This window comes from Tunturibacter empetritectus (assembly GCF_040358985.1).
In the GTDB taxonomy this organism is placed as follows: Bacteria; Acidobacteriota; Terriglobia; order Terriglobales; family Acidobacteriaceae; genus Edaphobacter; species Edaphobacter empetritectus.
The window spans coordinates 1,749,571-1,762,470 of record NZ_CP132932.1 but is presented as its reverse complement, the minus strand read 5'-3'; the positions used below and the strand labels follow the sequence as shown (position 1 = coordinate 1,762,470).

Sequence of the window (12,900 nt, the reverse complement as noted above, 5' to 3'; positions counted from 1 at the left end):
TCCGCTAACCGCCCCTAAGCGCCCATCCAACTCAAGGTCTGCGAGAGGTACTCTTTCATCTCTTTGCGCGGAACGATCGCATCAAGGAACCCATGCTCCAGGAGAAACTCGGAGCGCTGAAAGCCTTCGGGCAGCTTCTGCCGAATCGTCTGTTCAATCACGCGAGGACCCGCGAAGCCGATCAACGCCCCAGGCTCTGCAATATTCAGATCGCCTAGCATCGCGAAGCTAGCCGTAACGCCACCCGTAGTCGGATCGGTCATCACCGAGATATAAGGAATCTTCGCATCATCCATGCGTGCCAGACCCGCAGAGATCTTCGCCAGTTGCATCAGCGAAGCAATGCCCTCCATCATGCGCGCACCGCCGGAGGCCGCAACAATTATCAGCGGATGTCGCGTTGCAAGCGAGCGGTCCACCGCCCGTGCAATCGTCTCACCGACAACAGCGCCCATGCTCCCGCCGATAAAGGCGTACTCCATTACGCTCAGGACAACGCTATGCGGCCCCAGTTGTCCAACTGCATTGACGATCGCGTCATTCAACCCTGTCTTCGCCTGCGCCTCCGCAAGCCGCCTCTTGTAGGGTTTCAGATCGGTAAAGTTCAACGGATCGGTCGAGCGAAGTTCCAGGTCAACGAGTTCATACCCCGGCTCCAGCAGATTCTCAATGCGCGTCCGAGCGTCAATGCGAAAGTGATGACCGCAGTGCCAGCACACCTGCTGGTTGGCTTCGAGCTCAGCCTTGAATAGAATTTTGCCGCAGTCGGAACAACGGATCCACAGCCCCTCGGTCCGAACTGTCTTCTCCGAGTCGTTGACGATCTCGTTATCTTCGCGCTTGAACCAACTCATCCTTGCATGCCCTTTCGACCGTCGCCCTGTTCATTGTAACGACTGAACAGTCTGCTCGGTGCGTTGGTGGTTGAGCTGGAGGTTAGAGCGCTTCGGCAAGACGAGAGTAGAGACCGGCATGATTGGTCTCATACAAAATCAGCAGCCTCTGCCGCATCAGGTAGTACGAAGAGGCCACTTCGTGCAGATAGAAGGGAATCCGCATCTGTTGCCTTCCCAAAAAGGTCGCCAGCATAATCTGTGTGACTGCGCGACGCAGCTGCAATCCATCGCGGCGCATCCGCTCGGCGATGATGATGCCTTCATCGAAGTTCCAACGTTCGACGTAGGAGGCGAGCGCGACCAGGATTCGGCCGTTTTCGCGCATCCGCTGTACCCCTTCTAAGCCACCCATCAAACTCCACATCTCGGCCGGTTCCAGCTCAAGAGCATCCTTCTGTGGCACAAGGTGATTCAATGCCACTGTCATCAAACCTTTTGACTCAATCGGATGCAGCTTGGCCACAAGCTCATCCCACGTACAGCGAGCCAGACGCCTTGCCGTCAAATAAGAATGGAGAAGGGCGCAGCCCAATAAAACAGTAACCAGTGCGGTGATGACTATGGGTGCCATATGGGTTACGTGTGGTCGCGCGTCCGAGTGACCTGCTGAAGATCGTACTGCACTCTGCTGTGAAGCGCAACGAGATAATCTTTCATTTCGTTCGAGAGGGGTGCACGGACGCGCTCCGGCCTCCAGAAGGCGACAGCCCAATACAGTAAGACGGCAATGTAGAGGAAAGAGGGGAAAAGCTGAACAACTCTATACTGTTGAGTCCAACCCAGAAAGATACTGGCCAGATCACTGACAGCGGAACCGAACGCCCAAAGCGTCAATCCCTGCGCAAGGGCCATCACGTGGTTGCGCCACTCCAGCCCTAACCTATTCGAAGCAAATAGCATAGCCAGAAAAAGCTCACAGTCGAGCAAGGCAGTGAAAAGGTCTCCTCGAATCTCCCAAATCCCCGCCGTCGAGCCCGGAGGCGTCTTTATTGCAAGACAAAGCCCAACAGCAAGGGCTGTGCCAGCCACCCCGGCAAAGACAAACGAAGAGCGCGCGTCGCGAACCCATGTCCCGGTCGGGCGCAAAACAACACGGGCGATCTCGAAGATCAGACCGAGTTGAAAGAGTACGTCGCCTCCACCGGTAATCCAATACGTAATCCCGTAGACCTTCGCTGTGCTGTAACGCGAAATCAGGAAAAGCCCAATGGCAACGAAGGTCGAATAACCAACGAAGCAGGTAAAAATAGGAAACTGGCTCCATCGCTGGCGAAACAGCAACACGAATAGCAGGGCGGCGAAGCCGATAAAGTTCGCCGCCCAAATCAGGTTGTCCAGAGCCGTAAAATTCATTCCTGCCTCGCAGGCGTATTCGGAACGATCTTACAGCCCGAAGACGGAGATGACGATACTTGCGTAATCGCCAAGAGAAAGAGCAACAGAAGCTACCTGCGGATGGGGATTTCCGCCCGAGATGTTCGCAAACATGGGAGCAGCGGTGGAGAAGAGGATAGCGGCGGTGAGCGCGAGATTGCGGATTGACTTATTCATGGGGAAGGCTCCTTGTGCGCAAATGTGCGCTTGCATCAGCCTAGGCCATGTATGCTTTCTAATTAAGAAAAAACATGCGCTAAACCTACACAAAAGAACCATCTATTGTGGGATGGACGATAAAGTCGTTCTCGATTACGACCATCTCCGGCCTGAACGAACAAGAGTCGGAGAGTCTGTAGTGGCGACTCCAGACGGTACTCTGAGAGCAGTGGCCGTCCCAAGTGAGGCAGTGGCAACACATGCCGGACACCTACCTGCTCGCGCACCATCATGCAGGGCCCCGTGTATCGTGTGTCAGGGGCCGCGGAGGGTCAATTGCCGTACATCTATATCGACAGGATCTTCCATGAACTGAGGCCGGAGCTGTTATCGGCCATGCACTCCGCCCTTGAGGCACAGGGACGCAAGGGGCAAGTCGACGTAGACCGTCTTTATCGTGCGTTTACCCGCGCAGCAGCCGGAAAATGTGCAAATCCTCAGCGCGTCTCCGAGAGATGCCTAGCCGAAACCACAGCCTCCAAGCCCCGCAAGGCCAAAGACGCGCGAATCGACGAGTAGAAGTGTGCTCGCAACTCTTACCTTTAAAGAGCAGATCTTCTGACCCTGCAAGCTCACCTCAGCTGAGGGGCAGGGCGACCATCGACCATCCCGCCAGATGCAACTGTAACTGTGTCTGTCGACACGCCAAGTCGATAAACAGCGACTGGCGAGAACCAACAAATGTTCAGTGCCCTGAGTGATAAGGGTGGCCAGCCAGGATGGTGAAGGCGCGGTAGACCTGCTCTGCCAGCACAACTCGCGCCAACTGATGGGGTAAGGTCATGCGCCCTAGAGATAGAAGCAGATCTGCTCGCTGCCGCGCCTCTGGTGACCAGCCGTCCGCCGGCCCAATTGCAAACACCAACCGCTGCGTTCCCTCATCGCGAAGCCGCCCGATCCGGCCAGCAAACTCCTCCGAGCTAAACTCCTGCCCTCGACTATCAAGCAAAATCCTATAGGCACGAGTTCGACCTTGGTGCTGTTCCAGCCATCCTATCAATGCTTTTTCCGATTCAAATGTCTGCGAGTCGCAGGGCGTATATCGAACGATGCGGTTGAGGTAGTCATCGAACCAACGTCCTCCGGCTTCGGGGAGCGATCGCCTTGATAACACCGCTGCGAGGGTAGTCTTCATGTTCATCAATCTCATATTTCGAAGAGTTTTGCGGCAGCCCATAAATCGCATCGCAAATCGCGTTCACCACAATCTGAATATAGGAGCCAAAATGTACTAATTTTCATATTATCGACTTTCCATATTTTCAAACGAAATTTACTTAGACAATCGCCCGATTTACGCAAGGAATTCAGCGATGGCAGTCACTCTCATAAGAGAGCGGCATCAGCACTAAATCTTGCCCAGTTGCAACCATATTTGATTTTCAGTAGATATTTATCGTCTCAAGGCGTTTCCGTTCTTTGCTAGACGGGAAATACGGCCAAAAGATTACATTCAGGGCCAAATTTTCATTTGGCCAGAAAATTGCTCCATTACTTCTCATAGCAACCAACTAGTTCTTCAGATTCAGGCGGGGTCACAAAGATGACCGGAAACCTATCTCTGATTTCGATTGGCTAACGCGCTAGAGGTATGCAGCGAGTTTTGAAAAAAAGGGGAATCTGAATGAAACGGTTATTGGGATTTGTTTTTGTGCTGGTGGCCCTGGCAACCATGAGTCTTGGTCAAGCCATTTCTGTGAATGGTGGCTCGATTCAGGGAACAGTAACCGACCCATCGGGTGCGGTCGTCTCCGGTGCCATCATTAGGGTTACAAGTGTTGACCAGGGCTCGGTAAAATCCGTCAAGGCAGATTCCGCCGGTATCTACGCTGTCGGTCCACTCAACCCAGGTTCTTACTCCGTTTCTATCTCCGCTCCGGGTTTTGAAAACCTCTTGGTAAACACCGTGGTTCGTACCGGAACTGTGACCAATGGAAACTTCAAGCTCACCCTCGGAAAATCGTCGGAGACAGTAGAAGTCAATGCAGGCGCCCTCCAGGTCAACACCGACCAGGTTGGCGTCAGCGACGTAATTACGTCAGAGCAGATCAAGAGCTTACCCGTCAATGGGCGTAACTTCCTCGACCTCGCCCAAATCGAGCCTGGCGTCATCCTTCAAAGCGGTGAATCGTTCGACCCGACCAAAGCAGGCTACTCCGCAATCTCGGTGGGTGGCGTCTCCGGTCGTACAACACGTATCCTCCTCGATGGCCAGGACATCACCGACGAGTACGTCGGAACCACCATGTTCAACGTCTCCCAGGGTGCCATCAGCGAGTTCCAGCTCAATCGCTCGACACAGGACGTATCCGGCGAAGTAACCTCAACCGGTCAGGTTCTCGTCTCGACCAACTCCGGAACCAACGCCTTCCACGGCGAACTCTTTTACGACTTTCAGGATCACCGCGCTCTATTTGCCCGCGCTCAGGACGGCCAGGACCCTCCGTTTCAGCGCAATCAGTTCGGTGGAAGCGTAGGCGGGCCCATCCTCAAGGACAAGTTGTTCTTCTTCGCCAACATTGAGCGAATCAAGCAGGATTCTTCCTCGGTCTCCCCTGTGAACGCCGCCGGACTCTTCTCGGCCATCTTCGATGCTTACCCAACCATCCCATCGCCGTACCGTCTCACGTACTCCACCGCGCGCGTCGACTACAACGGCCCGTTGGGAGGTCATTACTTCGCTCGTGTGAACTACGATGTCGATTCCGTCTCGTCGAACTTCGGAAATGGCTACTGGATCTATGCGAATCGGGACAACACTCCTGGTTATGCGTTTGGTGCCGACTTTCAGAACGGTCATTTCACCCATTCGTTCCGTGGAAGCTATGAAAAGTTCCACAATTTGATCGTCGACAAGACTACGGGCGATACAAGCATCTATAACGGCATACCTGGGTTTGCCTTCTATAACCTTGCTCAGAAACTTTATTCCGGTCCTAACGACAACGCTCCTCAGCAGACCTTCCTCTCCGATAAGCAGCTTCGCTACGACGGTACTTGGACAAAGAATAAGCACAGCTTCAAGTACGGATACAGCCTCAACAGGATTCAAGGTGGTGGGTTTGCCTCCTTCTTCGGCGTTGGGCCTCGCGGCTCGGAGTCAACCGCTACCCTTCTTGCGAATTGCAACGGCATTGCGGGCGCTGCCCCCTGCCCCGACGATCCCATCAAGGGCTACCACGTAAACACGCTCTATCTCGGCAACGGGCAAGGATCAGGTACCGAGACTCCTGGGTTTGGACTCACCGGCGGCGGCGTGGCCGACTGGCGTGAGGGAGCATACTTCTCCGACAGCTGGAAGGTGACCCCAACCTTTACACTTACGGCTGGTGTTCGCTGGAGTGTTGATACTGGCCGCGCCAACCAGGATCTCGCTACCCCACTCTGCAACACGATTGATCCCACGCAAGTCACCCCTGCGTGCTCAGGTACGTCTGCTATCTTCGCCCAATTCAATCCGGCATACGGCAAGAACGTTCACCAGCCCTATGGGAACTTCGGGCCTCAGATCGGATTCAACTACAGCGTCAGCCACAACACAGTCGTTCATGCTGGATTCGGTATCTTCTACGAGGGCGACGTCTTCAATAACACCTCGAACGCTCGTACCAATCTCCTGCAGACTGGTGCTTTCAATGTCTACAACCCGTATTGCAGCACTGGTGTCTACGCCGTCCCATTTGCAGATGGCACCTCAGTCACATCCGTGAATGGGGTCTCGATCCAAAGTCTTTGCAAGGCTCCTCTCTCTGTATCGGGCCCGGCTTTCATTACTCTTGAACAGGAGTATCAGGCAGCCGCCAGGACCAATCCCCTCTCCTCTAACTCGAACTACGTTGGAAATACCTTAAGCGTCAACAACATCTACGGGGCCCCCTACCGGACGCCGTACTCTGAACAATGGAACGCCGGCTTCCAGCGGGCCCTCTCCAGGGGCGCGATCGTATCCGTCGACTACATCCACAACTCGACCTTGAAGATCGGTCAACAGGTCGATCAAAACCACGTCGGTGCTGCCCGATATCTCAACACAGCGGCGGCGCAAAACGCCATCGCTACCACTACTGCCAATTTCGGCTGCGCTGGAGGCTACTCTTCCTCCGCAATCACTTGCGCCATCGCCGCAGGAGCTCTCATCACCGACTTTGCTTCGAGTGGATTGGATTCCGGCAATCAGTATCTCGGTGGCTTCCCAGCCTCCTACGTCGGCAACGGCTCTCTGACCCCGTCTACCGGAGCTGCCTTTCCTGGTGCCAACCCTGCTCTTGGAAACGGCAACTTTATTATTCCAATCGGCCGCTCTGGATACGATGCCTTACAGATCGTCTACAAACAAATCACAGCCCACCCCGCCCCTGGCATCGAAAACATGAACCTGCAGGTGTCGTATAACCTCTCGCAGATTGTCAGCAGCTCCAACAACTCGACAGGCGACCAGTTCTTCAGCGGTCTCTCCTACGATAACGACAATCCTAACGCCTACATCGGCCGCGCTGGGCTCGACCGCTCCAACCAGCTCTCAATGGGCGGTGCGTTTACGGTCAAGCATGGTCCGATGGTCAGTCTTGTCGGTCACTTCGCCTCAGCATACCCAACCACTCTGACACTCGATCAGCAGTCTCCTACAGCCGGTATCTTCCTTTCCGATATCACGGGCGATGGTACCATCGGCGATCTGGCTCCTGGAACCCTTCCCGGTGCCTACATGCACAGCGTCAAGCCAACAAACCTTGGCAAATACATCAACAACTTCAACGCAACCCAGGCAGGAAAACTCACTCCGGCTGGTAATGCCCTCGTCACAGCTGGGCTCTTCACCCCTGGTCAACTCAGTGCGTTGGGCGGCACGATTCAGCCCCTCGGCACTCTCCCGCAGACCAGGGCACTCAGCAATCCAGCCTTACGTACACTCGATGCCAGCTTCTCTTACCCGATTCGTCTGACTAAATTGCGTGAAGGTCTTAGCCTTGAACCGGCTATCTCTTTCTTCAATATTGCGAACTTCTCCAACTACTCAACCGGTACCACCAGCGCGGGGATTCTGGAGAACACAACAAGTACAGGTGGCCCCGTCAATAATGACAGTGGTTATCTGTCTGGCATCAACGACTTTGCAACGCTTAGCGCAAATCGCGATCAGCGCGGTTCGGGAACATTCGATCAGGGCGCCTCACGTAGTACTCAGTTCCAGCTCAAGCTGAACTTCTAACCTTGGCTGCATAACCAAAAGAAAGGCGGAGAGCTTTGGCTCTCCGCCTTTCTCTGTCTTTGGTCGTGCAACTCAATCGAAGACGCCTCATCTCACGAATAAAGCTCACAACAAATCAACTAACATTCCAGGCACGCCGCAAGGGGCCTATTTCTTTGAGGTCTTCTTCGGAAGAGTCTTCTTTGACGCAACCTTGGCTGCGGTCTTTTTCGATGCGGCTTTCTTGACAATCGACTTTTTCGCGGTAGTTGTTATGGCTGTCTTCGCAGTATTTTTCTTAACCGCTTGCTTAGCTGGAGTTTTCGTCTGTGATTTCTTCAAGCGACTCTCCTTGATTCGGGAGCTTACTTCGGCATCAAGATCCGCCACACTGATTGTGGTCGCTGACTTACGAAGCCGTTCCAATCCATAAAATGCGCGCTTCTCCGCAGAGAAAACATGGACGATGAAATCGACATAGTCCATCAAAATCCATTCGCCCTGGCGGCGTCCTTCGACAGAGTTGGGATAAACCCCAAACTCGCGCTTCAGGCGCAACTCAATCTCATCGGTGATGGCCACGTTCTGTCGGTCGTTGGTTCCGTTGCAGATCAGGAAGTAATCGGTCAGGCCGCTCTCGGCTGGATCCAGCGCGAGGATGCGGATATCTTCAGCTTTCTTGTCTTCGCAGGCGGCAGCGGCAGCAAGCAGCAGCTGATTGCTTTCAATTGAGGGCATGAGACTCCTTGGAGTTCCATGGTAGCGGGTTGCGGCCTCGGAAGCCAGCGTCTAAAGCGCACGGAAACTGGCAACTTCATCTCCACGCACCAAGATTCTCTGATCGCTCCCATGCCCTATCGTTTCTGAAGGTGAAACAAGATGCGCCTATTTGCCAGCGTCAACTCCTCTGAGACCGTGAAGTGCCTCCCGAAGGCCTCGCGAAATGCCGTTTCGGTAATGTGTCGGTAAAGTACATCGCGCCCGCGCAAAAGCTCACGAAACTTCGGATCCGTCGCGGGCACCCATTCCACAATCAGGTGTTGCGTCGTCAGCTCGCTGCAGAGTTCGGCGATGCGGTCCATCGGAATCTGATTGTGCAGCAGCAGATGGTGCAGTACGGCGAGCATGATCACCGTGTCGAAGTGGCCTGCACAACGGCTCAGGAAGGAAACACTCTCCCGGTTCTCCCATCCAGTAGCCGGGCTGGGGTGAGCAAGATCGACGCACAACGGAAGGATATTTTTTCCGGTCCCCTTCAGGCCAGAATACAGACGATCGATCGCCTGCAGGTCCGTGTCGATCGAGACCACCTCGGCACCGGCATCCGCGGCCAGATTCGAATACACCCCGGTGTTGCCGCCCACATCGAGCACCTTCGCAGGGCGCGCACTCCCCAGTGCATCGCTCACAAATCTGCGCTTGCCGGCATGGTCTTCCTCGCTGTAGTGGCTTGCCGTCTCAGCGTAGTGCGACCAAGTCGACAAGCGGTGGGACGGCGTCACATGCCGCATGTCTTCCAGCAGCGTCCTTATAGTCTTTAGCAGAATCTGTTTCGCAAGGTCGGGATCTCTCACGGATTGCGGCGTCCCCTTGCCTGTCCTACCCTTCTTCGTCTTCGCGAGCAGCGACGGTAGCGTCACGGTCGAGAGGGCAGGCCGCCGCAGCCGCGAAGCAAGCGAAAGTGCCGGGTAGACCTCCTCCGGTTCATATCCATCGCGACGGGTTAGCGAGGTTCGTAGAGGCCACCCCAGCCGGGAGTAGGCCAGCATTGGCAACAGAAACGTTCGGACGAACTGGCCGTACGCCAGCCAGATCGGCTGATGCGGCTCTCTGCGTTCGATCGAAAGCACGTCGACAAAGACCGGTCGCGCTCCCTGGAACAGCACATTTAATGGCGTTGCGTCCTTCAGCTGCCAGCCCTGTTCGACCAGATCACTGCACAGAGTCAGAGTAAGTTCTGCCGCAGCAAGCCACATTCTTGGACTCCACTCCCATGGGTAGGACTGGAACGAGATGCGCGGATGGCGTAGCACCAGCATCTCAGCGTCAGGGGATGACACTACCTCGCTAGCCACAAGCCGTCCCTGCGCAACTAAATCCGTAGCGAGCGGAGTCGCCAGGAACGTAAGAATCTCCGCGTCGAAAGGAGCTCGCACGCTCCGGTAAGCTCCATCGGGACGAACTTCGATGCTGCCCGCCGGATCGCGAAACGTGGGGAGTGAGGGAGGTGACAAAAGCTCAGCCATAGAAAGTTACGATTCTGCTGCACGCACAAAAGCGGCCGGTTAACTAGCGAAAAGGATCCTTGATAAGGTGCAATACTTGTACAGACACACTTCAATTCCAGAAAGTTTCGAGCAAAACAAAGTTTCGCGGTGACGAAAACCAAGGCTCAGAATGGGTCTGCCTATCGATAAAGATGGTGGCTCTGTATGTAATTCAGAACACCCGGCGCAATCAGGTCGACACAAGGATCACCCGCTTCCAGCCGTTCGCGAAGGTCAGTGGCTGCAGTATCGTCTTGTACGGTATCGAGCAGATGAACGCGGCTCTGCTGATGCACATCGAGCCCCAACGAAGAAAGATCCTGGATCGGAAACCCCGGCCGGCTCACCACGATCCACTCGGCGAGCTCCAGCAGACGTTTGGGTTCGTGCCATCGCGGCAGGCCGAGGAAGCTGTCCGCTCCCACTAGATTGAAGAGTGTGGCTGCTGGCATTCTCCGTGCCAACCCGCTCAGAGTCTCCACGGTGTAGTTCGGTGCGCCGTCGGATCGAGGCGCATCGAGCGCAGAGGCCGCAAATCGAGCGTCCTCAAGACACGCAAGCTTCACCATCGCGAGCCTGTCTTCGAATGAAGTCACCGTGCCATCAAGCTTCAAAGGTTGACGCCCAGCAGGAGCAAAAAAAACGCTATCCAGCGCAAACTCATCTGCAGCTGCGGTCGCGATGGCAAGATGTCCATGATGCGGAGGGTCGAAGCTTCCACCAAAGAGAGCTAAGCGCATGCACTATTCTCTCGTGAGCCCGCGCTCTTAGAACGGAAGATGAAAGACAAACCCCATGCTGACCTGTTTGATCGGGTAGTTGTGGCTGTAATTCCCAAAAGGATCCAACCCTCCGTACCCGAACTCGGCAACTCTCCAATCCATGATCGGCAGCAGCTTGAGATCCAGCCCAGCCAGTCCCTCATATTCGAAGTTGTTGTAAAGAATGTTTTGGCCAGTGGATGTTGTATACGAGAGACCATAATCGCTTCGACCAAGTCCTACCGAACCTTGAACGTAAGGTTTTAGCCAATTCTTAGGAGTATGAATGGCAGCACGAACTCCGCCCAAGACGGAGTAAATGCGCGTCCCATTATCGTTAAAACTGACATTGGCGCCTCGCTTGGTGGTTAGGATGCTGCCGCGCAGATCAGCCCCAAGCGTGATAGGTCCGAGCTTCTTGAAATCGTAGTAGATACCGCCTGTGCCGCCTAGAGGATCAGCTGTGTCGGTCCGTGCGTTCGGTCCGGTCGTCGTGGGCGCGGGTAGAGGCGAAGACTTAATATTGCTCAGCCGATCTACGGTGAACATCCCGTAAACGCCGAATTGCGCGTGAGCGGAGGAGACACTGACAAGGGCAAGGGCGGCAAGAAGGAGGAACGCTTTACGGAAACTCATGTGCCGTTAGTTTACTAGTTCGCGCGTCCCCGGTGCACGGGAGTCCGCGAATTGTACCCCGCGAGGGATCCTCTTCGGAAGGAAGGAACACTCCACGGAGACAGATCCCTCATTGTGCAGCCCCAATCCGCAGCTTTAGTACCTCGTCCAGAATTCGCTCCGCCATCTCCGTCTTACTCATCACCGGAAACTCAACCGTGCCGTCCTTGGTCAGAAAGCTGCCCGCATTCTGCTCAGAATCGAACCCGATTCCATCCTTCGAGACATCGTTGACCACCACCGCATCCACGCCCTTGCGCTCCAGCTTGGCGCGTCCATTCGCCACGGCATTCTCGGTTTCGGCCGCAAACCCTACCACCAGCGTTCCGTCCCGCCGCCGCCCGACGACCTCGCGCAAAATATCCACAGTTCCAGCCAGCTCCAGCGAGACCGCCTGCGCCCCCTCACGCTTCATCTTCTGACCCGCGACATCTTTCACCCGGTAGTCACTTACTGCCGCCGCCATCACCACTACCGTCATCTCATTGAGCCGAGCCATCACAGCCGCCCGCATATCCTCCACGGTTACCACATGCTCTACCTCAACTCCCACAGGACAAGGCAGTCCGGTCGGGGCACTGATCAACATCACCTTCGCGCCACGTCTCCTTGCCGCCGTTGCGACTGCGTAACCCATCCGCCCGCTCGAACGGTTCCCGATAAACCGCACCGGATCGATCGCCTCTCGCGTTCCCCCTGCGGTCACCAACACTGTCTCACCGGTGAAGTCCCGGCCCTGACCCACCGCGCCCTCGGTGCCCTCAGCCAATGTCTCCACAATCGCCGCGACAATCTCCGTCGGCTCCGCCAGCCTTCCGCCTCCAACCATCCCGCAGGCCAGATACCCGCTCCCCGGCTCAATCACTTTCACTCCACGCGCTCGCAGCGTAGCCACATTCGCCTGCACCGCCGGGTGCTCCCACATATTGACGTTCATCGCCGGAGCAACGATCACCGGAGCCGTCGTCGCCAGGTACATCGTGGAAAGAAAGTCATCTGCCAGTCCATGCGCAAACTTCGCCAGCATATTCGCCGTCGCCGGAGCTACCACCAGCAAACGCGTCGATTGCGCCGCCTGAATATGCTCCACGCTGCTGTGTTCCACCGGCTCATCGTTCTCAGCCGACCCCGTCCCTGCCTCCTCGCCCCATAGAGAAGTAATCACTTTATGCCCGGAGATCGCCGCAAAGGTCAGCGGCCGCACAAACTCCTCTGCCGCAGACGTCATCACCACATGCGGGTCATATCCGGCATCCTGCAGCAGACGTACCAGCTCCACCGACTTGTAAGCCGCAATCCCACCACAAACCCCGACCGTAACTTTTATCCGCCCCGCGTTCATCGCATCCTTTACGTTGTTACTTAGCGAAATGGTCTCACAAGCGCCCACTCCCCTTGAACGCCTCCCCCCGCTTTTACACCAATTAGCGCCCCAAGTCTGGTGCAAACCGAGCAGGGAGTATCAAACAAGTAATTCATGCAGCTAAAAATCTATTGTAAAAATTATTCGCACATGCTTG

Annotated in this window: 12 protein-coding genes; 2 read left to right on the top strand and 10 right to left on the bottom strand. The window is 55.5% G+C overall.

Annotated elements, in window-relative coordinates; genetic code table 11:
- Positions 1-14: 14 nt before the first annotated feature.
- The 4 genes from accD to RBB75_RS07365 form a co-directional block, all read right to left on the bottom strand.
- The gene (gene accD / locus RBB75_RS07380) at positions 15-854 is read right to left on the bottom strand and encodes an acetyl-CoA carboxylase, carboxyltransferase subunit beta (protein ID WP_179640229.1); all 840 of its coding nucleotides are present in this window, start codon (positions 852-854) and stop codon (positions 15-17) included.
- An 82-nt stretch (positions 855-936) separates the two neighbouring features.
- Positions 937-1,323, bottom strand: a complete 387-nt coding sequence (locus tag RBB75_RS07375) for a hypothetical protein (protein ID WP_257031276.1) — start codon at positions 1,321-1,323, stop codon at positions 937-939.
- A 149-nt stretch (positions 1,324-1,472) separates the two neighbouring features.
- Positions 1,473-2,249 carry a hypothetical protein gene (locus tag RBB75_RS07370; RefSeq protein ID WP_179640228.1) on the bottom strand — a complete coding sequence of 259 codons (777 nt, stop codon included), beginning with the start codon at positions 2,247-2,249 and terminating at the stop codon, positions 1,473-1,475.
- Positions 2,250-2,279: 30 nt separating this feature from the next.
- Complete coding sequence (locus RBB75_RS07365) at positions 2,280-2,447, bottom strand: hypothetical protein (protein WP_179640227.1); 168 nt, start codon at positions 2,445-2,447, stop codon at positions 2,280-2,282.
- A gap of 318 nt (positions 2,448-2,765) precedes the next feature.
- Between RBB75_RS07365 and RBB75_RS07360 the strand changes: the two genes are divergently transcribed.
- Positions 2,766-3,008 (top strand): hypothetical protein, encoded by a 243-nt coding sequence (locus RBB75_RS07360; protein WP_179640226.1) that lies wholly within the window; start codon positions 2,766-2,768, stop codon positions 3,006-3,008.
- A 166-nt stretch (positions 3,009-3,174) separates the two neighbouring features.
- On the opposite strand, the gene RBB75_RS07355 is transcribed toward RBB75_RS07360, so the two are convergent.
- Complete coding sequence (locus RBB75_RS07355; RefSeq protein WP_353070032.1) at positions 3,175-3,630, bottom strand: 23S rRNA (pseudouridine(1915)-N(3))-methyltransferase RlmH; 456 nt, start codon at positions 3,628-3,630, stop codon at positions 3,175-3,177.
- 483 nt (positions 3,631-4,113) lie between these two features.
- On the opposite strand from RBB75_RS07355, the gene RBB75_RS07350 reads away from it, so the two are divergent.
- On the top strand, positions 4,114-7,698 hold the full coding sequence (locus RBB75_RS07350) for a TonB-dependent receptor (protein WP_179640225.1): 3,585 nt from the start codon (positions 4,114-4,116) through the stop codon (positions 7,696-7,698).
- Positions 7,699-7,845: 147 nt separating this feature from the next.
- On the opposite strand, the gene rsfS is transcribed toward RBB75_RS07350, so the two are convergent.
- The 5 genes from rsfS to coaBC all read right to left on the bottom strand — a co-directional run bounded on the left by rsfS (position 7,846) and on the right by coaBC (position 12,722).
- Positions 7,846-8,415 carry a ribosome silencing factor gene (rsfS, locus tag RBB75_RS07345; protein WP_179640224.1) on the bottom strand — a complete coding sequence of 190 codons (570 nt, stop codon included), beginning with the start codon at positions 8,413-8,415 and terminating at the stop codon, positions 7,846-7,848.
- 116 nt (positions 8,416-8,531) lie between these two features.
- Positions 8,532-9,923, bottom strand: a complete 1,392-nt coding sequence (locus RBB75_RS07340) for a class I SAM-dependent methyltransferase (RefSeq protein ID WP_353070031.1) — start codon at positions 9,921-9,923, stop codon at positions 8,532-8,534.
- Positions 9,924-10,084: 161 nt separating this feature from the next.
- Positions 10,085-10,684: a nicotinate-nucleotide adenylyltransferase gene (nadD, locus tag RBB75_RS07335; RefSeq protein WP_353070030.1), complete on the bottom strand. Its 600-nt coding sequence runs from the start codon at positions 10,682-10,684 to the stop codon at positions 10,085-10,087.
- A gap of 27 nt (positions 10,685-10,711) precedes the next feature.
- Positions 10,712-11,341 carry a hypothetical protein gene (locus RBB75_RS07330; RefSeq protein WP_179640221.1) on the bottom strand — a complete coding sequence of 210 codons (630 nt, stop codon included), beginning with the start codon at positions 11,339-11,341 and terminating at the stop codon, positions 10,712-10,714.
- A 109-nt stretch (positions 11,342-11,450) separates the two neighbouring features.
- Positions 11,451-12,722, bottom strand: a complete 1,272-nt coding sequence (gene coaBC, locus RBB75_RS07325; protein ID WP_353070029.1) for a bifunctional phosphopantothenoylcysteine decarboxylase/phosphopantothenate--cysteine ligase CoaBC — start codon at positions 12,720-12,722, stop codon at positions 11,451-11,453.
- Between the last annotated feature and the right edge of the window lie 178 nt (positions 12,723-12,900).

Coding starts and splice junctions, on each gene's coding strand:
- accD (WP_179640229.1), bottom strand. CDS start 854: ATGAGTTGGTTCAAGCGCGAAGATAACGAGATCGTCAACGACTCGGAG.
- RBB75_RS07375 (WP_257031276.1), bottom strand. CDS start 1,323: ATGACAGTGGCATTGAATCACCTTGTGCCACAGAAGGATGCTCTTGAG.
- RBB75_RS07370 (WP_179640228.1), bottom strand. CDS start 2,249: ATGAATTTTACGGCTCTGGACAACCTGATTTGGGCGGCGAACTTTATC.
- RBB75_RS07365 (WP_179640227.1), bottom strand. CDS start 2,447: ATGAATAAGTCAATCCGCAATCTCGCGCTCACCGCCGCTATCCTCTTC.
- RBB75_RS07355 (WP_353070032.1), bottom strand. CDS start 3,630: ATGAACATGAAGACTACCCTCGCAGCGGTGTTATCAAGGCGATCGCTC.
- RBB75_RS07350 (WP_179640225.1), top strand. CDS start 4,114: ATGAAACGGTTATTGGGATTTGTTTTTGTGCTGGTGGCCCTGGCAACC.
- rsfS (WP_179640224.1), bottom strand. CDS start 8,415: ATGCCCTCAATTGAAAGCAATCAGCTGCTGCTTGCTGCCGCTGCCGCC.
- RBB75_RS07340 (WP_353070031.1), bottom strand. CDS start 9,923: ATGGCTGAGCTTTTGTCACCTCCCTCACTCCCCACGTTTCGCGATCCG.
- nadD (WP_353070030.1), bottom strand. CDS start 10,684: ATGCGCTTAGCTCTCTTTGGTGGAAGCTTCGACCCTCCGCATCATGGA.
- RBB75_RS07330 (WP_179640221.1), bottom strand. CDS start 11,341: ATGAGTTTCCGTAAAGCGTTCCTCCTTCTTGCCGCCCTTGCCCTTGTC.
- coaBC (WP_353070029.1), bottom strand. CDS start 12,722: ATGAACGCGGGGCGGATAAAAGTTACGGTCGGGGTTTGTGGTGGGATT.